The organism is Pseudomonas sp. LB3P14 (assembly GCF_054898045.1).
In genome coordinates this window covers 5,111,232-5,137,139 of the sequence record NZ_CM142714.1, presented here as the reverse complement: position 1 = coordinate 5,137,139, position 25,908 = coordinate 5,111,232, and the positions used below count along the sequence as shown (strand labels likewise).

Annotated in this window: 24 protein-coding genes; 17 read left to right on the top strand and 7 right to left on the bottom strand. The window is 59.2% G+C overall.

All coding sequences use genetic code 11. The features are described 5' to 3' along the window. Positions 1-28: 28 nt before the first annotated feature. The 3 genes from cysT to ACYZT5_RS23510 are packed head-to-tail and all read left to right on the top strand — an operon-like array spanning position 29 to position 2,725. Positions 29-847, top strand: coding sequence for a sulfate ABC transporter permease subunit CysT (gene cysT / locus ACYZT5_RS23520; protein ID WP_030131597.1), 819 nt, complete (start codon positions 29-31; stop codon positions 845-847). 12 nt (positions 848-859) lie between these two features. Next, the gene (cysW, locus tag ACYZT5_RS23515) at positions 860-1,732 is read left to right on the top strand and encodes a sulfate ABC transporter permease subunit CysW (protein ID WP_449642874.1); all 873 of its coding nucleotides are present in this window, start codon (positions 860-862) and stop codon (positions 1,730-1,732) included. Positions 1,733-1,735: 3 nt separating this feature from the next. After that, positions 1,736-2,725, top strand: a complete 990-nt coding sequence (locus tag ACYZT5_RS23510; RefSeq protein WP_462047617.1) for a sulfate/molybdate ABC transporter ATP-binding protein — start codon at positions 1,736-1,738, stop codon at positions 2,723-2,725. Between the two features lie 108 nt (positions 2,726-2,833). On the opposite strand, the gene ACYZT5_RS23505 is transcribed toward ACYZT5_RS23510, so the two are convergent. Beyond that, positions 2,834-3,358, bottom strand: coding sequence for an Mpo1 family 2-hydroxy fatty acid dioxygenase (locus tag ACYZT5_RS23505; RefSeq protein ID WP_462047616.1), 525 nt, complete (start codon positions 3,356-3,358; stop codon positions 2,834-2,836). An 84-nt stretch (positions 3,359-3,442) separates the two neighbouring features. Here ACYZT5_RS23505 and ACYZT5_RS23500 point away from each other — a divergent pair, with 84 nt between their 5' ends. Together ACYZT5_RS23500 and ACYZT5_RS23495 are read left to right on the top strand one after the other, a co-directional pair. After that, the gene (locus ACYZT5_RS23500) at positions 3,443-4,126 is read left to right on the top strand and encodes a Crp/Fnr family transcriptional regulator (protein WP_462047615.1); all 684 of its coding nucleotides are present in this window, start codon (positions 3,443-3,445) and stop codon (positions 4,124-4,126) included. Positions 4,127-4,210: 84 nt separating this feature from the next. Further along, entirely contained in the window at positions 4,211-4,570 is a 360-nt protein-coding gene (locus ACYZT5_RS23495) for a response regulator (protein WP_462047614.1), read from the top strand. A gap of 144 nt (positions 4,571-4,714) precedes the next feature. Here ACYZT5_RS23495 and ACYZT5_RS23490 read toward each other — a convergent pair whose 3' ends face one another. Further along, entirely contained in the window at positions 4,715-5,719 is a 1,005-nt protein-coding gene (locus ACYZT5_RS23490; RefSeq protein WP_462047613.1) for an AraC family transcriptional regulator, read from the bottom strand. Between the two features lie 100 nt (positions 5,720-5,819). Here ACYZT5_RS23490 and ACYZT5_RS23485 point away from each other — a divergent pair, with 100 nt between their 5' ends. The 8 genes from ACYZT5_RS23485 (at position 5,820) to ACYZT5_RS23450 (ending at position 13,322) form a co-directional block, all read left to right on the top strand. Then, entirely contained in the window at positions 5,820-6,896 is a 1,077-nt protein-coding gene (locus tag ACYZT5_RS23485; protein WP_462047612.1) for a fatty acid desaturase, read from the top strand. Between the two features lie 390 nt (positions 6,897-7,286). Then, entirely contained in the window at positions 7,287-7,868 is a 582-nt protein-coding gene (locus ACYZT5_RS23480) for an alpha/beta hydrolase (RefSeq protein WP_462047611.1), read from the top strand. 73 nt (positions 7,869-7,941) lie between these two features. Next, positions 7,942-8,886, top strand: coding sequence for a sigma 54-interacting transcriptional regulator (locus ACYZT5_RS23475; RefSeq protein ID WP_462047610.1), 945 nt, complete (start codon positions 7,942-7,944; stop codon positions 8,884-8,886). Between the two features lie 151 nt (positions 8,887-9,037). Beyond that, the gene (locus ACYZT5_RS23470; RefSeq protein WP_010464830.1) at positions 9,038-9,820 is read left to right on the top strand and encodes a MetQ/NlpA family ABC transporter substrate-binding protein; all 783 of its coding nucleotides are present in this window, start codon (positions 9,038-9,040) and stop codon (positions 9,818-9,820) included. Between the two features lie 554 nt (positions 9,821-10,374). Continuing rightward, the gene (locus ACYZT5_RS23465; protein WP_462047609.1) at positions 10,375-11,040 is read left to right on the top strand and encodes an amino acid ABC transporter permease; all 666 of its coding nucleotides are present in this window, start codon (positions 10,375-10,377) and stop codon (positions 11,038-11,040) included. After that, entirely contained in the window at positions 11,021-11,680 is a 660-nt protein-coding gene (locus tag ACYZT5_RS23460) for an amino acid ABC transporter permease (protein ID WP_462047608.1), read from the top strand. Before ACYZT5_RS23465 ends, ACYZT5_RS23460 begins: the two co-directional genes overlap by 20 nt. Next, positions 11,677-12,459 carry an amino acid ABC transporter ATP-binding protein gene (locus ACYZT5_RS23455; protein WP_462047606.1) on the top strand — a complete coding sequence of 261 codons (783 nt, stop codon included), beginning with the start codon at positions 11,677-11,679 and terminating at the stop codon, positions 12,457-12,459. Before ACYZT5_RS23460 ends, ACYZT5_RS23455 begins: the two co-directional genes overlap by 4 nt. Then, positions 12,456-13,322 carry a transporter substrate-binding domain-containing protein gene (locus tag ACYZT5_RS23450; RefSeq protein ID WP_462047605.1) on the top strand — a complete coding sequence of 289 codons (867 nt, stop codon included), beginning with the start codon at positions 12,456-12,458 and terminating at the stop codon, positions 13,320-13,322. Before ACYZT5_RS23455 ends, ACYZT5_RS23450 begins: the two co-directional genes overlap by 4 nt. Positions 13,323-13,454: 132 nt before the next feature. Here ACYZT5_RS23450 and ACYZT5_RS23445 read toward each other — a convergent pair whose 3' ends face one another. Next, positions 13,455-14,615 carry an AAA family ATPase gene (locus ACYZT5_RS23445; RefSeq protein ID WP_462047604.1) on the bottom strand — a complete coding sequence of 387 codons (1,161 nt, stop codon included), beginning with the start codon at positions 14,613-14,615 and terminating at the stop codon, positions 13,455-13,457. Positions 14,616-14,830: 215 nt separating this feature from the next. On the opposite strand from ACYZT5_RS23445, the gene ACYZT5_RS23440 reads away from it, so the two are divergent. The 4 genes from ACYZT5_RS23440 to ACYZT5_RS23425 all read left to right on the top strand — a co-directional run bounded on the left by ACYZT5_RS23440 (position 14,831) and on the right by ACYZT5_RS23425 (position 22,407). After that, a complete protein-coding gene (locus tag ACYZT5_RS23440) occupies positions 14,831-15,934 on the top strand; it encodes an efflux RND transporter periplasmic adaptor subunit (protein ID WP_462047603.1) in 1,104 nt (367 codons plus the stop codon). After that, a complete protein-coding gene (locus ACYZT5_RS23435; RefSeq protein WP_462047602.1) occupies positions 15,931-16,998 on the top strand; it encodes an efflux RND transporter periplasmic adaptor subunit in 1,068 nt (355 codons plus the stop codon). Before ACYZT5_RS23440 ends, ACYZT5_RS23435 begins: the two co-directional genes overlap by 4 nt. Continuing rightward, positions 16,995-20,048, top strand: coding sequence for an efflux RND transporter permease subunit (locus ACYZT5_RS23430; RefSeq protein ID WP_462047601.1), 3,054 nt, complete (start codon positions 16,995-16,997; stop codon positions 20,046-20,048). The genes ACYZT5_RS23435 and ACYZT5_RS23430 overlap by 4 nt, the downstream gene beginning before the upstream one ends. 100 nt (positions 20,049-20,148) lie before the next feature. After that, complete coding sequence (locus tag ACYZT5_RS23425; RefSeq protein ID WP_462047600.1) at positions 20,149-22,407, top strand: glycoside hydrolase; 2,259 nt, start codon at positions 20,149-20,151, stop codon at positions 22,405-22,407. Positions 22,408-22,507: 100 nt separating this feature from the next. Here ACYZT5_RS23425 and ACYZT5_RS23420 read toward each other — a convergent pair whose 3' ends face one another. The 4 genes from ACYZT5_RS23420 to ACYZT5_RS23405 all read right to left on the bottom strand — a co-directional run bounded on the left by ACYZT5_RS23420 (position 22,508) and on the right by ACYZT5_RS23405 (position 25,795). Further along, positions 22,508-23,137 carry a class I SAM-dependent methyltransferase gene (locus ACYZT5_RS23420; protein WP_462047599.1) on the bottom strand — a complete coding sequence of 210 codons (630 nt, stop codon included), beginning with the start codon at positions 23,135-23,137 and terminating at the stop codon, positions 22,508-22,510. Between the two features lie 90 nt (positions 23,138-23,227). Next, positions 23,228-23,872 (bottom strand): methionine ABC transporter permease, encoded by a 645-nt coding sequence (locus ACYZT5_RS23415; protein WP_030128490.1) that lies wholly within the window; start codon positions 23,870-23,872, stop codon positions 23,228-23,230. Further along, entirely contained in the window at positions 23,862-24,983 is a 1,122-nt protein-coding gene (locus ACYZT5_RS23410; RefSeq protein WP_462047598.1) for a methionine ABC transporter ATP-binding protein, read from the bottom strand. Before ACYZT5_RS23410 ends, ACYZT5_RS23415 begins: the two co-directional genes overlap by 11 nt. 2 nt (positions 24,984-24,985) lie before the next feature. Beyond that, on the bottom strand, positions 24,986-25,795 hold the full coding sequence (locus ACYZT5_RS23405) for a MetQ/NlpA family ABC transporter substrate-binding protein (protein ID WP_462047597.1): 810 nt from the start codon (positions 25,793-25,795) through the stop codon (positions 24,986-24,988). Positions 25,796-25,908 lie beyond the last annotated feature (113 nt).

Here is a 25,908-nt window from a genome sequence, read left to right as displayed (position 1 = left end):
CTTTGCGCGTTCTCAACCAGGGACTTTTATGTCGCGTCGTATCTCCCCCGTCATACCCGGCTTCGGGCTGACGCTGGGCTACACCTTGGTGTACCTCAGCTTGATTGTGCTCATTCCACTGGCGGCAATGTTCGTCCATGCCGCTCAACTCACCTGGGATCAGTTCTGGGCAATTATCTCGGCGCCACGGGTGCTGGCGGCGTTGAAGCTGAGCTTCGGCACCGCGCTGTACGCCGCGATCATCAACGGCATCATCGGCACGCTGCTGGCCTGGGTGCTGGTGCGCTACACCTTCCCGGGACGCAAGATCATCGATGCGATGATCGACCTGCCGTTCGCGCTACCCACTGCCGTGGCCGGTATCGCACTCACCGCGTTGTACACCCCTACCGGTTTGGTCGGTCAGTTCGCTGCGGACCTGGGTTTCAAGATCGCGTATACCCCCCTCGGCATCACCCTCGCCCTCACTTTTGTGACGCTTCCATTCGTAGTACGTACGGTACAGCCAGTATTGGCCGATATCCCGCGTGAAGTGGAAGAAGCGGCGGCGTGCCTCGGTGCAAAACCGTTGCAGGTATTTCGCCATATTCTGGTACCCGCGTTGTTGCCAGCGTGGCTGACCGGTTTCGCTTTGGCCTTTGCCCGCGGGGTCGGCGAGTACGGTTCGGTGATTTTCATCGCCGGCAACATGCCGATGAAAACCGAGATCCTGCCGCTGCTGATCATGGTCAAACTCGACCAATACGATTACACCGGCGCCACGTCCATTGGTGTACTGATGCTGGTGGTTTCTTTCGTCCTGTTGCTGCTGATCAACTTGCTGCAGCGGCGCATCGAAACCCCATAAGGAGGCGCGAAAATGTCCCAATCGTCTATTAGCGCCGCTTCCTCGGCCAACGCTGCCCGCCGTGGCAGTGCCACTTCGCGGCGAATCCTGATCAGCCTTGGCTGGCTGATTTTTGCGTTGTTTCTGTTTTTGCCGCTATTCATCGTGGTGTCCCAGGGCCTGAAGAACGGCCTCGGTGCGTTCTTCACCGCGATCTTCGAACCCGACGCTTTGTCGGCCCTGAAACTCACGGTGATCGCCGTGCTGATTTCAGTGCCGCTGAACCTGGTGTTCGGTGTCAGCGCCGCGTGGTGCGTGAGCAAGTACTCGTTCCGCGGCAAGAGCATGCTGGTGACCCTGATCGACCTGCCGTTTTCGGTATCGCCGGTGATCGCCGGTCTGGTCTACGTGCTGATGTTCGGCGCCCAGGGCATTTTTGGGCCTTGGCTGCAGGACCACGACATCCAGATCGTCTTCGCCTTGCCGGGCATTGTGCTGGCGACGATTTTCGTCACCGTACCTTTTGTGGCGCGTGAGCTGATCCCGTTGATGCAGGAACAAGGCACTCAGGAAGAAGAGGCCGCGCGCCTGCTCGGGGCTAATGGCTGGCAGATGTTCTGGCACGTCACTGTTCCCAACATCAAGTGGGGCCTGATCTACGGCGTGGTGCTGTGTACGGCGCGGGCCATGGGTGAGTTTGGTGCGGTGTCGGTGGTTTCCGGGCACATTCGCGGGGTGACCAACACCCTGCCGCTGCACGTCGAGATCCTCTACAACGAATACAACCACGTGGCCGCGTTCGCCGTGGCGAGCCTGTTGCTGATCCTGGCGCTCTTCATCCTGCTGCTCAAGCAGTGGAGCGAAAACCGTATTAACCGCCTGCGCGCCAGCGCCGCGGAGGAATAAGTCATGTCGATCGAAGTGCGTAACGTCAGCAAGAATTTTCACGCGTTCAAGGCGCTGGACAACATCAGCCTGGACATTCACAGCGGCGAACTCGTGGCGCTGCTTGGCCCGTCCGGTTGCGGCAAAACCACGCTGTTGCGGATCATCGCCGGTCTCGAAACGCCGGATCAGGGCAACATCTTGTTCCACGGTGAAGATGTCTCCGGCCACGACGTGCGTGATCGCAACGTCGGTTTCGTGTTCCAGCACTACGCGCTGTTCCGCCACATGACGGTGTTCGACAACGTCGCGTTCGGCCTGCGCATGAAGCCGAAAAACCAGCGCCCGAGCGAAAGCCAGATCGCGGTGAAAGTCCACGAACTGCTGAACATGGTGCAACTGGATTGGCTGTCGGATCGCTACCCGGAACAACTCTCCGGCGGTCAGCGTCAACGTATTGCCTTGGCTCGTGCCTTGGCGGTTGAACCGAAAGTCTTGCTGCTCGACGAACCCTTCGGTGCCCTCGACGCCAAGGTCCGTAAAGAACTGCGTCGCTGGCTCGCGCGCCTGCACGAAGACATCAACCTGACCTCGGTGTTTGTGACCCACGACCAGGAAGAAGCGATGGAAGTCGCCGACCGCATCGTGGTGATGAACAAGGGGGTGATCGAGCAGATTGGCTCACCGGGCGACGTCTACGAAAACCCGGCCAGCGATTTTGTTTATCACTTCCTGGGCGATTCGAACCGGCTGCATCTGGGTGAAGACAATCACGTGCTGTTCCGTCCGCACGAAGTGTCGCTGTCACGTCATGAGATGGAGGATCACCACGCGGCCGAAGTGCGGGATATTCGTCCATTGGGCGCGACGACGCGAGTGACGTTGAAGGTCGAAGGCCAGAGTGAATTGATCGAAGCTGAAGTGGTGAAGGATCACGACAGCCTGATCGGGCTGGCGAAGGGCGAGACGCTGTTCTTCAAGCCGAAGGTCTGGCAGAAAGTCCCCAACATCTAAGATCAAAAGCATCGCGGGCAAGCTCGCTCCCACAGTGGACCGGCGTTGAACACAAAATATGTGGCTAACCGGAAACCCTGTGGGAGCAAGCCTGCTCGCGAAAGCGTCCTACACCGCAGCGTTTTTCTGACGTAAACGCACACCACCCACCCGCGCCTCGATCTGCTCTTTGAGGTCATGCCGCAACCCCAGCAAAAACGCCAACTCAACCACCACAAACAACGGCCCGACAATCAACCCCGTCACATCATCGACAAAAGCCGGTTTTCGTCCTTCGTAATGATGACCGACAAACTGAATCGCCCAACCCACCACAAACATCCCGATGCCGCTCGCAAGCCAAACCAGCGTGCTTTGCTGCGCGAGCGCATGACCCAGCCAAACGCAAAGGCCCAGCAACACGGTCATCAGTACGCCCAACCGTAGCTCCAATCGCAGATAAAACCACGCCGAAGCCAGCGCCAAAAGCACCGCCGGTGACACCCAAACGCCGGCCAGCGACCACTCGGGCCGTGACAGCAGCACCGCCACCGCGACGACGATCAGCGGAATACCGATAAAGTGGCTGGCAATATTGCGTGGGTCACGGTGGTAAGCGGCGTATTGACTGAGATGGTCGACGAGGCTTTTCATTGTTGTTCCTCCTGTAGGGTGATGGATCATGCCCCGGGTCCACCTCTCGCTCTGTCAGCCAGGCGACAGTCTTTAGGAGTTTTCATGGATAAGCAGGTCTGGCGTCCACGCCTGATGAGCGGCCAGTGGTTCAGCCATTTACCTGTTCCCTTACAGGATAGTCTGCTGGCCGCCGCCAGGGTGCGGCGGTTGTCGCCGGGCCAGCGGCTGTTCAAGCGCGGCGATCCTGCGTGCGGCCTGTACGCGGTGCTCGAAGGTTCGGTGCGCATCGGCGCGGTGAGCGAGCAGGGCAAGGAGGCGTTGCTGAGCCTGGTGGAATCGCCCCACTGGTTCGGCGAAATCTGCCTGTTCGACGGTCAGCCGCGCACTCATGATGCATTCGGTCTGGGCCATTGCATCCTGTTGCACATCCCTCAAACCGTGCTGCTGGCGTTGCTTGATGAACAACCGGTGTACTGGCGGCAACTGGCATTGTTGATGAGCCAGAAACTGCGCCTGACGTTCATCAATCTCGAACAGCTGAGCCTCATGCCAGCCGCTGCTCGACTGGCTCATCGCTTGCTGATGATCGCCGAAGGTTATGGCGAGATCGATCCGCCACGACGAGTGCTGCAACTGCCTCAGGAACAATTGGCGTCGATGCTGTCGCTGTCGCGCCAGACCACCAACCAGATTCTCAAGGACTTGCAGGGGCAGGGGATTGTGAATCTTAAGTACGGCGAGATCGAGATTCTGGATGCCGAGCGGTTGCGGGCCTTGGTTATTTAGTCGTTTCGCTCACCGAATAAGCGTTAGTGATGGGCTTTGTTCCCCAAGGCGCCTAGCCTGTGATGACGAAAATTGAGGTGTGCCATGCGTGTGCTGTTAGTGGAAGACGAACCCGAGACCGCCAAACTTCTGGCCAAGGGCCTGAGCGAGGCGAGTTATTCGGTGGATGTGGCGGTCAACGGAATGGACGGCCGGCGCTTTATTGAGTCCGGCGAATATGAGCTGATCATCCTCGACGTGATGCTGCCGGGGCTCAATGGCTGGCAGTTGTTGCAACAGATCCGCAAGCTCGGTGACACGCCGGTGCTGCTTCTAACGACCAAAGATGGAATCGAGGATCGCCTGCGCGGTTTGGAGTTGCATGAGGATGATTACTTGCTCAAACCGTTTGCCGTGAGTGAGCTGGTGAAGCGGGTACGCAAGTTGTTGCGGCGTAAACGTTGACGAGCATGTGGTGAATTGACGGACGCCTTCGCGGGCAAGCCTCGCTCCTACAGGTCAACGCAGTACTCACGATTGACGAATATCCTGTAGGAGCGAGGCTTGCCCGCGAAGAGGCGGGACGAGGCAACACACCTCCCGGATCTGTCACCGCAACCCATCCCGAAACTGCCCCGGCGTTATCCCCGTCCAGCGCTTGAACGCGCGGCTGAAGCTGCTCGTATCAGCAAATCCCAGCAGATAGCTGATCTCGCTCAATGAGCATTGCGGATCGCGCAAATGCAGCAGCGCCAGATTCTCGCGGCTTTCGTTGAGCAATGTATCGAACCGGCAACCCTCGTCCGCCAGATGCCGTTGCAGGCTGCGCAAACTCAGGTGCAGGGCCTGGGCGATGTGTTCGGCGCTGGGCTCGCCTTCCGGCAATTGCTCCTCAATGGCGTCGCGAACTTTACGTTCCCAGGTCAGGGGTTTGAGTTGGGCGAGGGTGCGTTTGAGCACGGCTTCGTTGTGCTCGGCCAGTTCCGGGTTGGCGTCGTCCAGGTGGCTGTCGAAGTCCACGACGGCGAATTCCAGTCGATCTTCATCGGCGGCGAAGTACACCGGTGAGCGGAAGACTTTGTGCCATTGATGCGGGTCCGCCGGTTCCGGGCGGCGCAGGTACACCGCCAGCGGGGCGTAATCGCGGCCCAGGCGATTGCGGCAGGTGCGTACGTAAATCGCCGTGAAGGCATCGATGGCTTCGAAGGCCGGGGCCGGATTGCCTGGCGGTATTTTCAGGCGGAAGTGGTAGCGGTCCTCGGCGCGGGTCAGTTCCAGTTCCAGGGCATCGCTGACCACCTGGTGATAACGCACGATGCGCTCGAACACTTCTCGCAGACTGCCGCTGGCCACCAGCGCATAACCGAGCGCATGAAACGTGGTGGGGCTGACGAAGCGCGATACCCGCAAACCAATCGCCGGATCGCCGCTGACTTGCACGGCGATTTCCCACAGGCGCGTGGTGCCGGACAACGGGTAACGGGCGTTCGGGTCGTCCATCAGTCGCGGGTCGAGCCCCGCCTGTTGGCACAGGGCGGTGCTGTCGAGGCCCAGCGCATCGAGTTGCTTGCGCAGGGCGCGGGTCCAGCTGGCGAGGGAGGTCGGTTCAGTCATGCTGATTGGCGCTTCCGGTCAACAGGTTGGCGTTCACGGCTACCGCTTTGCGAGGGTTCACAAGGCAGGATGCGAACATCAATAACCAGAGGATGGAAGCATGCACGGTACTTCTGCAAGTCCCCAGCGACTGAATGCAGCACAACGATCAGCGCATATTCGTGAAGTGGTGCTGGCCAAGGGCGTTGAACTGCGTCAGCGCTACCCGATTCTCAACCATCAGGACGCCCTGGGTGCGGGCATTCTGGCCTTCGCTCTGGTCGGGATGATCGGCTCGGCGACGCTCTACATGACCGGGCACATGGCTTGGTGGCTTTGCCTGTTGCTCAACGCATTTTTTGCCTCGTTGACCCACGAGCTGGAACACGACCTGATTCATAGCATGTACTTTCGCAAACAGCGCGTGCCGCACAACCTGATGATGGGCCTGGTGTGGCTGGCGCGGCCGAGCACGATCAATCCGTGGATTCGCCGGCATCTGCACCTCAATCACCACAAAGTCTCCGGCACGGAATCCGACATGGAAGAGCGCGCCATCACCAACGGCGAACCTTGGGGTATTGCGCGGTTGCTGATGGTTGGCGACAACGTGATGTCGGCGTTCATCCGTATGCTGCGGGCCAAGACCTGGGCTCAGAAGATCAGCATCATCAAGCGCGCCCTGAAGGTCTACGCGCCACTGGCGCTGGTGCATTGGGGCGCTTGGTACATGTTCCTGGGCTTCCATGCGGCCATTGGCATCGCCTATCTGATGGGAACGTCGATCGAATGGTCGGCGACCACGCTGTCGGTGATGCAGGTGATCGACATCGCTGCCGTGGTGATCATCGGCCCGAACGTGTTGCGTACCTTTTGCCTGCATTTCGTCAGCTCGAACATGCACTACTACGGTGATGTGGAGCCGGGCAACGTGATCCAGCAGACCCAGGTGCTGAACCCGTGGTGGATGTGGCCGTTGCAGGCGTTCTGCTTCAACTTCGGCAGCAGTCACGGCATCCATCATTTTGTGGTCAAGGAACCGTTTTACATCCGTCAGATGACCGTGCCGGTGGCGCATAAGGTGATGCGCGAGATGGGTGTGCGGTTCAATGATTTCGGGACGTTTGGGCGGGCGAACCGGTTTGTGCGCAAGGAAACAACAGAGGCGCAGGAGGTTCGTGCCGCTCAGGCTGGATGAATGCGTTCGGAAACTCAAATACAAGAAGGCAGCGAAGGCGCTCGTCATCAATCTGACCCAAAAGGTCGCTACGTTATGACGCGAGCAGTGTTACTCAGCGGTCCCTGTGGTGTGATTGGCATATGTGTTTTTCATCTAACAAAGTAATTAAATATTCCTTTATTAGATAACCGTTTCAGCCAATCATCGCATCCCAGTGATGTTGATCGCGCTAACAGATTTTGAGTTTCCGGGGCCGTCTCCTTGGCAGGGTGCGGTCCCTTTTTTTGCCTGTACCAAACTGCTGTATATGCTTTATAGATCTTAATAAATAGCTTCTTATTCCTTAACGAATATAACTCTCCTCCCTATACTTGCTCAGGAACAGACACGCAGCAGGAGAGTTCCCCCATGCGCAACGAATCAATTCGCTACCTGATTGTGCCGGGCTGGCAAGGATCGCCAGAAGATCATTGGCAAAGCCATTGGCAGAACAGCTTGCCGAACAGCGCGCGGGTGGAGCAGGCCGACTGGCTGACGCCGCGTCGTGAAGACTGGGTGGCGGCCCTTGCCGAGGCGATATCCGCCGACAACACGCCGGTAATCCTGATCGCCCATAGCCTGGGTTGCATCACTGTCGCGCATTGGGCTGCCACTGCGCCCGTGCAGTTTTTGCGTCAGGTTCGCGGCGCCTTGCTGGTCGCCCCGGCGGACGTCCAGCGTGCGGCCTGCGCTCCGGCCCTGCGCAACTTCGCACCGATTCCGACCAACCAGCTGCCGTTCCCGAGTCAGGTTGTCAGCTCCGACAACGACAGTGCCGTGAGCACACCGCGTGCGTTGGAACTGGCACGTCACTGGGGCGCCGAGGCGGGGATTTTGTCGGGTGCAGGGCACATCAATGTGAAGTCCGGTCACCAACGCTGGGAGCAGGGTTTTGCTTATCTCTATCGCCTGCAAAACCGAATGGAACACCACGCCCTGCGACGTGCTTAAACCTTTTCTTTTTTGCTTTTGTTTTTTAAAACAACGCCCCCCGTCTCCCGGCGGTTTTGGGCGGGAGTCTGCCATGAGTTTTGAAGCCTTCGGTCAGCCACTGCTGACTTTCCCCGACGCAGAAAAAAGTCCTCTGAGTATTCGCGCCAAGGCGCTGGTGTTTGTCGATCCGCGTTCGCGTCAGTTACGCCAGGAGCTGGAGCTATTGGCACCGCGCTCGATCTCGGTGTTGATCCGTGGCGAAACCGGCAGCGGCAAGGAGTTGCTCGCGCGGCACATCCATCGTGCGAGTGATCGCGGCGGGTTGTTCGTGTCGGTCAATTGCGGCGCGATCAGTCCGACTTACGCCGATGCGGAATTGTTCGGTTATGCCGCTGGCAGTTACAGCGGTTCGGCCAGCAGTCGCGCTGGCTGGTTCGGTTCTGCCAACGGCGGGACGCTCTATCTGGATGAAATCGGCGACTTGCCGCTACCGATCCAGATCAAATTGCTCGCGGCGTTGGAAAATCACGAAGTCACTCGCGTCGGCGCTCACCAACCAAGCCCGGTGGACGTGCGCCTGGTGGCGGCTACCAGCATCGACCTGGCCCAAGCGGTGGCCGCCGGAAAATTCCATGAGCGTCTCTACCACTACCTCAGCGAAGGCCAGCTCGAACTGCCGGCCTTGCGTGAACGGGTGGGCGATATTTTGTCGCTGTCGGAATATTTCCTCGGCATCTATAGCCAGCGCCTGGACCTGCCGGTGCCGCTGATCAGCGAAGCCGCGCAGCATCTGTTAGAGCAACACAGTTGGCCGGGCAACACCCGGGAGCTGGAGAACGTCATTCACTTTGCGTTGTTGGTCAGCACCGGCGATGAGATTTTGCCGGAGCATTTGAATCTTCCTGAAGCGCCCGCCTCGCTGGCGCAGATCGAGCGGCAAGTGGCTCAGACGATTAAAAACGGCAGCGCTGCGGAGCGATCCGCACTCAAGCATTTGCTCGAAAGCCTTACTCAGACGCTGTCGCGATCTGTATGAACAAAATGGAATATGAAAGTGAATAAAAGATATTGTTCGGGAATAAAAAATCCCGGTATTGTCCGCGTCACGCCAGCGATAGCACTTCACTGGCACTCGTACTAAACAAGCCGTCGTCGATGACGACCGTGATTTTCGATAAGGACACTGCATGAAAAAGGTTCTGTTGTTCACCGCATTGGCGGCTGCCCTGACCGCGGGCCTGGCCCAGGCTGGCGAGAAACTGGTGGTTGCGGCGACCCCGGTCCCACACGCCGAGATTCTGGAACTGATCAAACCCACCCTCGCCAAAGAAGGCGTGGACCTGGAAATCAAAGTATTCACCGACTACGTTCAGCCGAACGTACAGGTCGACCAGAAGCGTCTGGACGCCAACTACTTCCAGACCCTGCCGTACCTGAAAAGCTTCAACGAAGGCAAAGGCACTAACCTGGTGACGGTGATCGGCGTGCACGTCGAACCGTTCGGCGGCTACTCGAAGAAAGTCAAAACCCTGGCTGAGCTGAAAGACGGCGCAACCATCGCGATCCCGAACGAAGGCAGCAACAGTGGCCGTGCCCTGATCCTGCTGCAGAAGGCAGGCTTGATCGAGTTGAAAGACCCGAAAAACGCCCTGGCCACACCGAAAGACATCGCCAAGAACCCGCACAACTTCAAGTTCAAGGAACTGGAATCGGCCATGCTGCCGCGTGTTCTGGACCAGGTCGACCTGGACATGATCAACACCAACTACGCGCTGGAAGCAGGTCTGAACCCGGCTAAAGACGCGCTGGTGATCGAAGGTGCAGATTCGCCTTACGTGAACTTCCTGGTGGCTCGTCCGGACAACAAGGACAGCGTTGCCATCCAGAAACTGGCCAAGGCGTTGACCAGTCCTGAAGTGAAAGCATTCATCGAGAAGAAGTACAGCGGCGCGGTATTGCCGGCGTTCTGATTCGCGAGGTAAACCCCTTCAAGGTTTCGAACGCCGACGGCTGGTAATAGCGTCGGCGTTTTTTTGTGATCGTTCCCACGCTCTGCGTGGGAATGCCTCTAGGGACGCTCCGCGTCCAGTGACGCGGAGCGTCACGGGCTGCATTCCCACGCAGAGCGTGGGAACGATCTACATCTCTCAGGCCACCCTGGCCTTCAACGCCCTGCGCAACGCCACCAACAACTTAACAATGTCCTGCGGATCCAGCCGCTGTGGCACTTTTACGTCAGCCATGTTCTCTTCCTTGTGAGGGTTCGGCCGGGAGAGTCTGGCCAAAAGTTGTCCGTCCTTGGAGGGGTATTTTGAAAAAAAGATCCTTCCTACAACGCAAAGAAAAATAGTCGTCTTCTGCTGCCGCAGCAAATACGCAGGATAGTTTTTTGGGTGATATCAATATGCTTTAACGGTATTTAAATTCTTCTTTTTATACCTTTAAAGTCGGTGCCTGCCGGGTAGTTATCCACTGCCCATGGACTGCACCACCGTCGCTTACCGAGCGGCGTCCAGGATGGTCAATGAACTTCGATTACGCATTTATCCTCGGCACCCTGCCGGCGTTTCTCAAAGCCGTGGGCGTGACGCTGCAGGTCGGCTTCATCGCCATCGGCACATCGCTGCTGGTGGCACTGATCAACGCAACGATTCTGGTGTTTCGCACGCCTTACCTGCAGCGGCTCGTTGGGCTCTATGTGGAACTGGCCCGGAACACCCCGTTGTTGATTCAACTGTTCTTCGTCTACTTCGCCTTGCCGGCGTTGGGCATCAAGCTGTCGGGCTTTGCTGCGGCGATCATTACCATGACCTTCCTCGGCGGCGCCTACCTCACTGAAGTGTTGCGTGCCGGCGCCGACGCGGTGCCTCAGGCGCAGCTCGAGTCCGGCCGCTCCATCGGCCTGTCCCACGGGCAATTGCTGCGCTACGTGATCCTGCCGCAAGCCGGCATCCTCAGCCTGCCGTCGCTGTTCGCCAATTTCATTTTCCTGCTCAAGGAAACCACTGTGGTCTCGGCGGTGGCGGTGCCGGAGATTCTCTACACCACCAAAAGCTACATCGCGCTCTACTACAAAACCTACGAAATGCTCGCCGTGCTGACGCTGATCTGTGTGCTGCTGTTCTTGCCGCTGTCGCTGTTGCTCAGCCGTCTGGAAAGGAGGCTCCAGCATGGCCAGTTCGGGTCTTGAGTTGCTCTGGGTGTCGTTGCCGCAATTGGGCAAGGGCGCTGCGCAAACCCTGTCGATTTCTTTCCTGAGCATCGCCGTCAGCACCGTTGGCGGCGTGCTCTACGGTGTGTTGCGCACACTGGATTCGAAAGTGTTGAACGCGATCCTGCGGGTCTATCTGGAATTGTTCCGGGCGATCCCGGTGCTGGTCTGGCTGTATTTGCTGTTCTTCGGTCTGCCGATTTTCTTTGGCCTGAGCATTCCGAGTTTCTGGTGCGCGGTGCTGGTGTTGTCGCTGTGGGGCGCCAGCGAAGTTGGCGAAGTGGTGCGTGGTGCGTTGCATTCGTTGCCTCGTGGTCAGCGTGAGGCGGGGCTGTCGATCGGCTTGAACGGCCGGCAACTCTACGGCTTTGTGCTGCTGCCCCAAGCGCTGAAGCGCATGACGCCGCCGACCATCAACGTCTACACGCGGATCATCAAAACCAGCTCCCTGGCGGTGTTGATCGGCGTGGTGGACGTGATCAAGGTCGGCCAGCAAATCATCGAACGCACCTACGAATCGGTGCTGATCTACGGCGCACTGTTCCTGTTTTTCTTTTTCATCTGCTACCCGCTGTCAGCCGCCTCGCGCGTGCTGGAGCGGCGCTGGACGCAAGTATGAGCGCATTGATCGAGTTCAAGGGTTTCAACAAGTTTTTCGGCGAGCAGCAGGTGCTCAACGGCATCGACCTGCAAGTGAAATCAGGCGAAGTGATCGTCATCCTCGGACCCAGCGGCTGCGGGAAAAGCACCTTGCTGCGTTGCCTCAACGGTCTTGAAGTCGCCCATAGCGGCAGCTTGAGTTTTGCCGGACGTGAGTTGCTGGACAAAGGCACCGACTGGCGTGAAGTGCGGCAGCAGATCGGCATGGTGTTCCAGAGTTACCACCTGTTCCCGCACATGAGCGTGCTCGACAATCTGCTGCTCGGCCCGGTCAAGGTGCAGAAACGCGACCGCCGCGAAGCCCGTGCCCAGGCGGAAGCGTTACTTGAGCGAGTGGGCCTTTCGGACAAGCGCGACGCCTTCCCGCGTCAGCTCTCCGGCGGTCAGCAGCAACGCATCGCCATCGTCCGTTCGCTGTGCATGAACCCTAAGGTCATGCTCTTTGACGAGGTCACCGCTGCTCTCGACCCGGAAATGGTCAAGGAAGTGCTGGACGTCATCCTGGGCCTGGCCCGCGAGGGCATGACCCTGCTGATCGTCACCCATGAAATGGCCTTCGCCCGCGCCGTGGCTGACCGCATTGTGTTTATGGATGCCGGGCGAATCCTTGAGCAAAACCCACCCGAGATTTTCTTTACGAACCCGCAAACCGCACGAGCGCAGCAGTTCCTGGAGAAGTTCTCCTACGTCGCCGCACTGCCCAAAACGACTCAAACAAAGGAACTGGAACTGCTATGAAAACTGCCAAGTCTTCTCTGCTGCTACTCCCGCTGCTCGGCCTCGCGTTGCTGGCCGGTTGCAACAAAACTGAAGAACCCACCAAGCCAGCGGTCACCCATGCCAGTTATCTGGAAAAAATCAAAGCGCGGGACAAGCTGATCGTCGGTGTCTTCACCGATAAGCCGCCCTTTGGTTTCGTCGACGAAGCTGGCCGCTACGTGGGTTTCGATACCGATATCGGCCGCCAATTTGCCAAGGACCTGTTGGGCGATGAAAACAAGGTCGAGTTCGTCGCAGTGGAACCGGCGAGCCGGATTCCGTTTCTGCAAAGTGACAAGGTCGATTTGATTCTGGCCAACATGACCGTCACCCCGGAGCGCAAGGAAGCAGTGGAGTTCACCAACCCGAACCTCAAAGTTGCCGTGCAGGCGCTGGTGCCACAGGCCAGCTCGGTGAAGAACCTCGATGACATGGCAACCCGCACGACCATCGTCACCATCGGCACTACAGCCGATATCTGGCTGACCAAGAACCACCCGGACTGGAAACTGCTCAAGTTCGAGAAAAACTCCGAGTCTCTGCAAGCGTTGGCCAATGGACGGGGCGATGCGTATGCGCAGGACAATCTGGTGCTGTTCAGCTGGGCGAAGCAGAACCCTGGCTATCGCGTGCTGACCCAGACCTTGGGCGCGGAAGCACCGATTGCGCCGGCGGTGAAGAAGGGCAATATCGAATTGCGTGATTGGGTGAATGCCGAGTTGGCGAAGCTGGGGGAGGAGAAGTATTTGCTGAAGCTGTATGACCAATATGTGCGTAAAGAGCTGAGCGATGACACCAAGCCTGAGAGCGTGATTGTCGAGGGTGGGAAGTGGCAGGGGTGATGAGCCTGAGATGATCGTTCCCACGCGCAGCAAAGGAATGCCGCCCGGGACGCTCCGCGTCCCTTCACAAATCGTGACGCAGAGCGTCACAGGATGCATTCCCACGCAGAGCGTGGGAACGATCGGAGGGGGTTAGTCCGGCCAATACCACGCCGGCTCATCCAGCACCCGCTGCCCGACAATCCCGGTCTGGCCGAGATTCTTCTCCAGCACAATGCAATTACACTCCAGATCCTCCTGCAACGCCGAAATCAACCGCCGCGCATGAGAAACCACCCACACCTGACACTGCTCCGACGCCCGGATAATCAACCGCGCCAACGCCGGCAACAGGTCGGGATGCAAACTGGTCTCCGGCTCGTTCAACACCATCAACGTTGGCGGCCGAGGTGTCAGCAACGCCGCAACCAGTAGCAAATAGCGCAACGTCCCGTCCGACAACTCGGCCGCCGACAATGGCCTCAACAATCCTTCCTGGTAAAACTCGATCGCAAACCGACCACCCTGAAGCGGCGCGATGTTCAATCTCGCGCCGGGGAAGGCGTCACTGATCGCAGTCTGCAAGGCATCCGGATCGCCAATCTCGCGGATCGTCTGCAACGCGGCCGCCAGGTCCCGACCGTCGTGATGCAGCACTGGCGTGCGGGTGCCCAATTGCGGTTGACGCACCGGCGCGTCGGCGTCGCTGCGAAAGTGATCATAGAACCGCCAGCGACGGATGAACTCACGCAGTTGCAAGACTTCCGGCGAAGTGCGAAAGCTGCCGACTTGATCGAACAAACTGTCGAAATTCGGCGTGTGCTGGGCCAGCACTTCCCAACCACGACCGACCCGGGCGCGAATCATCGGGCCATTGCGGTCTATCAGAAGGCTGGCCGGCCGGTAAAACGGGCCAGACCAGATGCATTCCTTCTTGATTTCCGGGTCGAGGGAAAAGTACGACTGTGTCGGCTCCGGCAGACCCAGCGCGATCGAGTAGCTGAAATCTTCCCCGGCAAACCCCAGGCGCAGGCGTTTGGCGCCGTGTCGAACGGTCGCCTCGATCGGGACTTCGCCATTACGCATCCGCCGGCTGATGTGTTCCGGCCCGGCCCAGAAGGTCGAATCCAGTCCACCCTCGCGGGCCAATGCATTGACCACGCCGCCCTGGGCGGTTTCCGCCAACAGGCGCAACGCGCGGTAGAGGTTGGATTTTCCGCTACCGTTGGGACCCGTGATCAGGTTCAACCGGCCCAGCGGAATTACCAATTTATTGATCGAGCGGTAATTGGCCACTGCGAGGGTTTTGAGCATCATCTTCTCACTGATCGTTCCCACGCTCTGCGTGGGAATGCATCCCGTGACGCTCTGCGTCACAGTGATTGCTGCGCGTCCATGGCGGCGTTACCACGCAGAGCGTGGGAACGATCGAGATGGAGTATAAGGATCGCCCGTGCAGACGTGGAACCCTGTTCTAAGCTCACAGTCGTATCGCCATTGGCACGCCCGTACAACGCAAAGGAGTCTGCATGGCTGGTCCCGGATTGAAAATAGTGATTGGCTTGGGCGTCCTTGCCTTGCTGACCGCGTGCGGCGATAAAAAACCGGTCGAGAAAGACCGCCCGCGGGTGTTCGTGCAAGAGGTCAAGTCGGCTGATTACGCAGCGTCTGTGACACTCACCGGCGATGTTCAGGCGCGAGTCCAGACTGAATTGTCGTTCCGCGTTGGCGGCAAGATCATCCAGCGCATGGTCGACGTCAGTGACAGGGTGTCGGCCAAACAGGTGCTGGCCAAGCTCGATCCCAAGGACCTGCAAACCAACGTCGACTCGGCTCAGGCACAGGTCGTCGCCGAGCAGGCCCGAGTCAAACAGACCGTTGCCGCTTTCGTTCGACAGCAAAAACTCCTGCCCAAGGGCTACACCAGCCAGAGCGAATACGATTCCGCCCAAGCCGCCTTGCGCAGCAGCCAAAGCGCTCTGACGGCTGCCCAGGCGCAACTGGCCAATGCCCGTGAACAACTGAGCTACACCGCGTTGTTCGCCGACGCGCCGGGGGTGATTACCGCGCGTCAGGCCGAAGTCGGCCAGGTGGTGCAGGCCACGGTGCCGATTTTCAGCCTGGCCCGGGACGGTGAGCGCGATGCCGTATTCAACGTCTACGAATCGCTGCTGGCAGAGGCGCCGGAAGATAAAACGATCGTGGTCAGCCTGCTCGACAACCCGGCTATCAAAACCACCGGCACCGTCCGGGAAGTCACCCCGGCCGTCTCCGCGCAGACCGGCACGGTACAGGTCAAAGTCACTCTCAACGGACTCCCCGAAGGCATGCAGCTCGGCTCGGTGGTGAGTGCCACGGCCAAGACGCCGGGCAAATCGGCGGTCGAACTGCCCTGGTCGGCGCTGACCAAAAACCTCAGCGACCCGGCCGTGTGGCTGGTGGACGACGAGGGCAAGGCACAGCTGCACACCGTCACTGTCGGTCGCTACCTGACTGGCAAAGTGATCATCAGCGCCGGCCTGAAGGGCGGCGAAAAAGTCGTCATCGCCGGCGGCCAGTTACTGCACCCCGGTGTGAAGGTGGACATCGCCGAAAACACCTATAAGGATTTAGGCGCGGGAGCCCAGCCATGAAACGTCTGTTGCTGGTTTTCGCCGGTGTGATCCTGGTGGCCTGCTCGAAAAAAGAACCGCCTCCGGAGCCTGTACGCCCGGTGTTGTCCATCAAGGTCCAGGCCCTGGACGAGGAGAATCTTGGCCGCTTCGCCGGCAGCATCCAGGCCCGATATGAAAGCAATATCGGCTTTCGGGTGCCGGGCCGCATCGCCAGCCGTAACGTCGATGTCGGTGCCGAAGTCGAGAAGGGTGCCTTGCTCGCAACACTTGACCCCACTGACCAGCAAAACCAGTTGCGCTCGGCCCAGGGCGATCTGGCCCGTGTGCAGGCGCAGTTGATCAATGCCCAGGCCAACGCCCGGCGCCAGCAGGAACTGTTCGATCGCGGGGTCGGTGCGCAGGCACAACTGGACATCGCCCAGACCGATCTCAAAACTACGCAGGCCTCCCTTGATCAGGCCCAGGCGGCGGTCAACCAGGCCAAAGACCAACTCGGCTACGTCGAACTGCGCACCGATCACAAAGCCATCGTCACCGCATGGAACGCCGAAGCCGGGCAAGTGGTGACCGCCGGCCAGCAAGTGGTGACTCTGGCGCAGCCGGACATCAAGGAAGCGGTGATCGACCTGCCCGACACGCTGGTCGACCAGTTGCCGGCGGATGTGGTGTTTCAGGTCGCCGTGCAACTGGACCCGAGCATTACCACCACGGCCATCGTTCGCGAAATCGAACCCCAGGCCCAAAGCGCGACCCGTACCCGGCGCGCCCGTCTGAGCCTGACTGATACGCCACCAGGTTTTCGCCTCGGTACGGCGATCAGCGTGACCCTCAGCTCCGCGATCAAATCGCGCATCGAATTGCCGGTGAGCGTGCTGCAAGAGGTGGATGGCAAATCGCGAATCTGGGTCGTCGATCCGCAGACGCAAACCGTTGCCCCGCGAGACGTCAGCCTGATCAGTCGCACTGACAGCACGGTGGTGCTGGCCGACGGTGTGAAATCTGGTGAGCGGGTCGTCAGTGCGGGTGTGAACAGCCTGAAACCTGGGCAAAAAGTGAAAATCGATGAGGACAGCCCGCAATGAAAGGGAGTTTCAACGTATCCGAATGGGCCCTCAAGCATCAGTCGTTTGTCTGGTATTTGATGTTCGTCGCGCTGCTGATGGGCGTGTTCTCGTACATGAACCTTGGCCGCGAGGAAGACCCGTCGTTCACCATCAAAACCATGGTGATCCAGACCCGCTGGCCGGGCGCGACCCAGGAAGAAACCCTCGAGCAGGTCACTGACCGCATCGAGAAAAAACTCGAAGAACTCGACTCCCTCGACTACGTGAAAAGCTACACCCGTCCCGGCGAGTCGACGGTCTTCGTTAACTTGCTTGACACCACCAGTGCCAAGGACATTCCGCAAATCTGGTACCAGGTGCGCAAGAAGATCAACGACATTCGTGGCGACTTCCCCAAAGGCCTTCAGGGGCCGGGATTCAACGACGAATTCGGGGATGTGTTCGGCTCGGTGTACGCCTTTACTGCCGATGGTTTGTCGATGCGTCAGTTGCGCGATTACGTCGAGCAAGTCCGCGCCGAGATCCGCGAAGTACCGGGGCTGGGCAAGGTCGAAATGGTCGGCGAGCAGGACGAAGTTCTCTACCTGAACTTCTCCACCCGCAAACTGGCGGCGCTGGGCATCGATCAGCGTCAGGTGGTGCAGAGCCTGCAATCGCAAAACGCGGTGACCCCAGCCGGGGTGATCGAAGCCGGTCCCGAGCGGATTTCCGTGCGTACGTCGGGGCAGTTTGCCTCCGAGAAAGACCTGGAAAACGTCAACCTGCGACTCAACGACCGCTTCTACCGCTTGGCCGACGTCGCCGAGATCAGCCGTGGCTATGTCGACCCGGCGACGCCGGAATTCCGCTTTAACGGTCAGCCTGCTATCGGCCTGGCCATCGCCATGAAGAAGGGCGGCAACATCCAGGTGTTCGGCAAGGCGCTGCACCAGCGCATGACTGAACTGACCGCCGACCTGCCAGTGGGCGTCGGCGTGCACAACGTTTCCGACCAGGCCGAAGTGGTGGAAAAAGCCGTCGGCGGCTTCACCAGCGCACTGTTCGAAGCGGTGGTGATCGTGCTGATCGTCAGCTTCGTCAGCCTCGGTGTGCGTGCCGGGCTGGTGGTGGCGTGTTCGATTCCGCTGGTGCTGGCGATGGTCTTCGTCTTCATGGAATACAGCGGCATCACCATGCAACGGATCTCCCTCGGTGCCCTGATCATCGCCCTCGGCTTGTTGGTGGACGACGCGATGATCACCGTCGAGATGATGGTCACGCGCCTGGAAATGGGCGAGACCAAGGAGCAAGCGGCCACGTTCGCTTACACCTCGACGGCGTTCCCGATGCTCACCGGTACGTTGGTGACGGTGGCCGGTTTCGTGCCTATCGGCCTGAACGCCAGCTCGGCCGGCGAGTACACCTTCACGCTGTTTGCGGTGATCGCGGTGGCGATGATCGTGTCGTGGATTGTCGCGGTGCTGTTCGCCCCGGTGATTGGCGTGCACATCCTCAGCGCCAACGTGAAACCTCACGACGCAGAACCGGGACGCATCGGCCGGACGTTCAATTACGGCATGCTCTGGGCCATGCGCAATCGCTGGTGGGCGATCGGCATCACCATTGCACTGTTCGTGGCGTCGGTGTTTGCCATGCAGTTCGTGCAGAACCAGTTCTTCCCGTCCTCCGACAGACCGGAAATCCTCGTCGACCTGAACCTGCCGCAAAACGCCTCGATCGCCGAGACCCGCAAAGCCGTGGACAAGCTTGAAGCGACCCTCAAAGACGACCCGGACATCGTGCGCTGGAGTTCCTACATCGGCGAAGGTGCGATCCGTTTCTACCTGCCCCTCGATCAGCAATTGCAGAACCCGTATTACGCCCAACTGGTGATCGTCAGCAAAGGCCTGGAATCGCGCGAGGCCCTGAGTCAACGCTTGCGTGAGCGGTTGCGCAAAGATTTTGTCGGCATCGGCAGCTACGTCCAGGCGCTGGAAATGGGCCCGCCGGTAGGGCGGCCCATTCAGTACCGGGTCAGCGGCAAGGACATCGATCAGGTGAGAAAGCAGGCCATCGCCCTGGCCACCGAACTGGATAAGAACTCGCACATTGGCGAGATCATTTACGACTGGAACGAACCGGGCAAAGTCCTGCGCATCGACATCGCGCAGGACAAGGCACGGCAATTGGGACTGTCGTCGGAAGACGTCGCCAACCTGATGAACAGCATCGTGGTGGGTGCGCCGGTGACGCAGGTCGATGACGACATCTATCTGATCAACGTCGTTGGCCGTGCCGTGGACGCGGAGCGCGGAACGCCGGAAACCCTGCAAAATCTGCAGATCGTCACGCCGAGCGGTACTTCGATTCCGCTGCTGGCCTTCGCCACCGTGCGCTATGAACTGGAGCAACCGCTGGTCTGGCGTCGCGACCGCAAACCTACAATCACTATCAAAGCGGCGGTGCGCGACGAGATTCAGCCGACCGATCTGGTGAAACAACTCAAACCCGATATCGATAAATTCGCCGCGGCGTTGCCGGTGGGTTACAGCGTCGCCACTGGCGGTACGGTCGAGTCAAGCGGCAAGGCCCAAGGGCCGATTGCCAAGGTCGTGCCGTTGATGCTGTTTTTGATGGCGACCTTCCTGATGATCCAGTTGCACAGCGTGCAGAAGCTGTTCCTGGTGGCCAGCGTCGCGCCGCTCGGGCTGATCGGCGTGGTGCTGGCGCTGATCCCGACGGGCACGCCAATGGGCTTCGTGGCGATCCTCGGCATTCTGGCGCTGATCGGCATCATCATCCGCAACTCGGTGATTCTGGTGACGCAGATCGACGCCTTGGAGAAAGACGGTCATGCACCGTGGGATGCCGTGGTGCAAGCCACGGAGCATCGTCGCCGTCCGATTCTGCTGACGGCTGCGGCGGCGAGCCTGGGGATGATTCCGATCGCCCGGGAAGTGTTCTGGGGGCCGATGGCTTACGCGATGATTGGCGGGATTATTATTGCGACGTTGCTAACGCTGCTGTTTTTGCCGGCGCTGTATGTGGCTTGGTACAAGATTCGCGAACCGAAAAAAGAAGCGCAGTAATTGATGTGCTGATCGTTCCCGAGTGACGTTTGGGAACGGTCCTACTTACATGGCCGGTGCCTTGCTGTACGGTCCCTTTCCAAATGGAGGAGGGACTTCGATGTCACCGATGACCTATTGTCTGCGCTATGTACTGTTGCTCGGCGCTCTGTTGTTTTCACCCTCGACGCTGGCCGGCAGTGTGCTGGAAAATTCGCTGTGGCGCGTCGAGCTCGATCCCGCGACGCTGGCGATCCGCGTCATCCCCGCACAAAATTCGCCAGTGCAAGCCTCGTCGGGCGTTATTGGGTATGAGGTCAGCGACCTCAAGCAAAGCGCCAATCGCATGGACTGGCAGTGGGATGAGGGCGCCTGGACGCTGAGTGCCGCCCTCGATCAGCGTGACCTGTCCCTGTCCATCACGGCCCGCGATCCTGGTGAGCTGATCTTTCTAAAACAGCCCGGCAGTGCCATGGGCAAAGGACTGATCTGGCCGCTGGCCGAGGGGCGGTACGTGCCTGCCGGTGATCCGCTGTGGCAAACCTTTCTGCTCGATCAGGGCGAGTTCAACACCACCCAAGACCTGAGTTTGCCGCTGTGGGGCGTTGATCACGGTGGTTTCACGCTGAACTGGCTGATGACCAATCCTTACAACAATCGCCTGACCTTCAGCGCCGAAAACAACAACACCCTTGCTCTGGCTGTCCATCATCAATTCACGTCCCTTGAGCCCAATGCACCGCTAACCTTCAAGCTGTCGTTGGGTGATGCCGATCTGTTGGCGGGTGCCAAGCGCTATCGGAAATGGTTGGTCGATAACGGGCAATACGAAACCTTGAGCGACAAACTGCTGAAAACTCCCGAAGCCAAAAAGCTTCTAGGGGCCAGTCATGTTTATCTGTGGGGTAACGACCTGCTCGGACCAGACGATGTTCGAAGTTGGCCAGCCTTGTTGAAAGTGTTGCGCGGTAATGGCGTACTCGCCAGCGAGTTGCGAAACAGCTTTGATGCTGAAAGCACGGAGTTACTGGCCCAGGCTGAGCCAACGCTGGATCGGTACCAGCAAGTCTCCTTGCTGCGCAGCCTCAATGCTGCACTCAACAGGAAGGCACGCAGCGGCTGGCAATCTGTCGTCGAACCGGACATGCAAAAATTGGCTGACGGCTACGGCTTGTTACGTGGAGAGCTGGCAGTGGCGTTCTCCGATGCTTTGACAGCAATACCGGAACGCTGGGGCAACACCTTGTCACCAATGACTATCGAACAACTGAAAGCTGCCGGATTGTCGCGATTATGGTTAGGCCTTGGCGAGGGTTGGGAAGGTGGTCTCTGGCACCCTGAAACGGTGCGTCAAGGCGTTGCAGCAGGCTACCTGGTGGCGCCTTATGATTCCTATGAGACGGCGTTGACGATCACTGAAAATCCGGACTGGACCACCGCGCATCTGGGCTCCAGAGCCAATCAGGAATGTGCGATCGTGTTGGAAACCGGGACGTTAAAAAGCGGGTTTCAGCAATCGGGGCATTACACCGATCCGCGTTGTGTTCGGCCATTGCTTGAGGCGCGCATCAGGGCTGTACAGAGCAAGGCCGGGTTCAATAGCTGGTTTCTGGATGCTTACGCCACCGGTATGTTGTTCGACAGCTACCGTGTGGGGGCGACCATGACTCAGGCGCAAAATGCCGAGGGCAACATCGACGCCTCGCGCTGGGTCAACGAGACGTTGAAGCTACCGACCGGTTCCGAGGATGGCAACGCCACCACGGCCCAAGGCGTACTGTTTGCCCACGGGATGCAGACACCGGTGATCGGCTGGGGGGATCCGGAGATGAGCAAAAATCCGAAGTCGCCCTATTACCTGGGCCGCTGGTTTCCCAATGAACAGCCGCAGGTATTCTTCAAAACCGTGCCGCTCAAGGAACCCTACCGCACGGTTCACTTTGCTCCGCAAACGCGCTTGCCGCTTTATCAGGCGGTGTTCCATGGCTCGCTCATCACCACCCATCATTGGCTGTTCGACAGCCTTAAGTTGAGCAATGTGCGCGCCGAGAATGAGCTGACTCAATTGCTCTACAACGTGCCGCCGCTGTATCACCTGAGTGCGGCGACGCTGAAGCAGCGGTTACCGGTGATTGCTCGTCAGGATGTTTTCTTCCGCCCGCTGCATGAGCGTCTGGCGACTCAGGCAATGACAGATTTCCGTTGGCTGACCGAGGATCGTCAGGTACAGCAAACCACGTTTGCAGATGGCACACGATTGGTGGCCAATTTTGATGTACGCGAGCGTGAGGTTGAAGGCCAGCCGCTGGCCAGGCAGAGCATTCACGCCTTTGGCGTGGAGGGGACGGTGATGAGCTATCAGGTTTCTTCGTCGCTCTGAAGACCTTCGCGAGCAGGCTCGCTCCCACAGGAGACCGCGATTGTCCGAACAACTCGGTCAACTGTGGGAGCGAGCCCGCTCGCGAAGACGTCCTGTCAGCTTACGCCGGCTTACGCCAGACACTCGCCAGCCAAGGCTGCTGCTCTCGCGGCAGCCCGGCTGGTCTGTAGTAATGCTCCAGCTCCGCAAACCCCGCCGCGGTCAGCAAGTCCTGCCACGCCTGAAGATCGTGATACGCCCCATACCGCGGCCCATTCCAGCCTTCCTGATTCTCACCACGCGGATTGGAGCTGAACAACACACCACCCGGCCTCAAAGCCCCGTGCAATTGCTTCAACACCCGTGGTAATTCCTGACGCGGAATGTGAAACAGCACCGCATTGGCGAAGATTCCGTCGAAGCGCTCGGCCGGTAGATCAAGCTTCAGAAAATCCTGCTGCCAGACCTCGCAACCGCTGTCTTCGCGCGCCATCTGCGCAAACTTCTCCGAGCCATCAAGCCCGACAGCGGTGTGGCCCATGCGCGTGAAAGTTTGCAAATCACGCCCCGGCCCACAGCCAAAGTCGAGGATGTCGAAAGGTGCTTCACCCTGAATATGCCGCAACAGAGCATCAATGTTCTGGCTGACATCATGATCGCGAGTCCCTTCGCGAAAACCTTCGGCCACCGAGTTGTAATGGCCCAGGGTGGTGGAGGTGATCTGCTCGAGGTCGGCGGGGGTCTGTTTCATGGTCGGCTGCGCAGGCAATTGGGATTTGCCGAATATACGCCAAGAGCCTAGGGGCTTGCCTCCTCGTCACAATAAGCGTTCGCAACTTGCCTAGCGCTTATTCAATCCACGCGCCAACCGATCCCCGCCCAATTGAATCACTGCCACCAACACCACCAGCAACACAATCACCGTCAACATGATCTGGCTATCAAAGCGCTGATACCCGTAGCGATAAGCGATGTCGCCCAACCCGCCGGCACCAATCGCCCCGGCCATGGCCGACGAGTTGATCATCGTCACCAACGTAATCGTGAAACCGCCGACAATCCCCGGCAGCGCTTCAGGCAGCAACACATGCCAGACGATGTGCCAGCGCCGGCAACCCATCGCTTGCGCCGCTTCGATCAGCCCGTGATCGACCTCACGCAAACTGACTTCGGCGATGCGCGCAAAGAACGGCGTGGCAGCGATGGTCAGCGGCACCACGGCGGCCCAGACACCGTACGTGGTGCCGACGATCAGCCGGGTAAACGGAATCAACGCCACCATCAAAATCAGAAACGGGATCGAGCGGAACAGGTTCACGAACGCGCCCAACGCGCGGTTCAGCGCCGGTGCTTCGTAGATCCCGCCCTTGGAGCTGGTGACCAGGATCACCGCCAGCGGAATGCCCGCCAGCAGTGCGATCAATGACGACACGCCGACCATCAGGAAGGTGTCGATGAAGCCTTGCAGCAAGCGATCAAACCACATAACCCAGCACCTCCACCTGTTGCGCCCAGTTGCCGGCGCGTTGGCGTAACTCCTCTGCACCGAGGGACGAGCCGGTCACCGCCAGCAGCAGTTGCCCGAGCGCATGGCCCTGAATGCGTTCCACGCCACCTTGCAGCAAGCGCACACGACCACCGAGGGCACTGAACAGCGCCGCAAGATCTGGCTCGTCGTGAGCCGCACCAGTGAATTGCAGTCGCAGTACCACCGCGTCATCCGAGGACTGCGGCTGCACACGCAAACGGCTTTGCAGCTCTTCCGGCAAACCGTATTGCAACGGCGCCAGCAGGGTTTTGCTGACCTCGTGCTGCGGGTTGCCAAAGACTTCCCAGACCGGCCCTTGTTCGACAATTCGCCCGTGTTCCAGCACCACGACTCGGTCGCAGATATCGCGAATTACCGCCATCTCGTGAGTGATCAGCACGATGGTCAGGCCCAGACGCTGATTGATCTCGCGCAGCAGGCCGAGGATTGATTGCGTGGTTTCCGGGTCCAGCGCCGAAGTGGCTTCGTCGCACAGCAGAATCGCCGGGTCATGCACCAGTGCCCGGGCGATGCCGACGCGTTGTTTCTGCCCACCGGAAAGCTGCGCCGGGTAGGCCTTGTGCTTCTCTTGCAGACCCACCAGTTCCAACAATTCGCGGACTTTCTGCTCGCGCTTTTCCTTCGGCACACCGGCCACTTTCAGCGGCAACTCGACGTTCTGCCAAACCGTCTTGGCCGACATCAGGTTGAAGTGCTGGAAGATCATGCCGATGCGCCGACGCAGCGTCACCAAGCGGTCTTCATCGAACTCACCGATGTCGACCTGATCGATCAGCACGCGGCCCGTACTTGGTTGTTCCAGGCGGTTGATGGTGCGGATCAGCGACGATTTGCCGGCGCCGCTGCGGCCGATGATGCCGAACACTTCGCCGCGCTGGATCGCCAGGTCGATGCCGTGCAGCGCGGCCACCGGACCTTGCTGACCGTTGTAGGTTTTGCCCAGGCCGATGAAGCGCACGTGGGCGCGATTCAGGTCCGGGTGCAGTTCGGTGTGTTCAGCTTGCTGAGGCTCCGGAATTTCCAGTCGCCGTTGGATCGCGGCCGTCATATTCAGCTTTCCCAACCGGCTTGGTAGAGCTTGCCGTGGGCTTTATCCAGGGCTGCGCGGACGGCAGGCGAATGCTGGTAGATGTCGACGAACTTGATCAGGCGCGGGTCGGTTTTGCTTTTCGGCTGGATCACGAACTGGATCACGTATTCCTTGTGATCGAGGCCGTCGAATAGCAGGGCAGAGCCGGCGTCGAAGGTCTTCGACAGGCGAATGTAGGCCGGGTAGCCCTGGACCAGATCGGCGTCGTCATAGGCGCGTACCAGTTGCACGGCTTCGACCTGAAGAATTTTGATCTTCTTCGGATTGGCGATGATGTCTTCTTCGGTGGCTTTGTAGCCGACACCCGGTTTGAGCGTGATCAGTCCGGCCTTGGCCAACAGTTGCAAACCACGACCGCTGTTGATCGGGTCGTTGGCGATCGCCACGCTGGCGCCTTCTGGCAGTTCGTCGAAGCTTTTGTATTTCTTCGAGTAGAGGCCAACGTTGTTGATGATCCCCGGCGCGAACGGCACGAGGTCAAAACCGGCGGCGGCCTTGGCGTTTTCCAGGAACGGGATGTGCTGGAAGTAGTTCACGTCGATGTCACCGGCGGCGAGGCTGACGTTAGGCGCGATCCAGTCGCTGAACTCCACCAAGTCGACTTGTAGGCCCTGTTTTTTGGCTTCTTCGACGGCGGCTTCCAGGGGAATGGCGAAGGCGGCGGTGGTTCCGATTTTCAACGCTGCGTCGGCGGCGAAGGTGGCGGAACTGAAAAGGCCGAGGGCCAGGGCCAGTGCTTTGACTGGGTTAGAGAGGTAGTTTTTGGTCATGATGGTTATTCCAGTCAGTGCATTAAATGTGTGGTGTTTGGTCGGGCCTCTTCGCGGGCAAGCCTCGCTCCTACAGGTTTTGCGTTGTGCCGGACATTTGTGAACGACCCGAT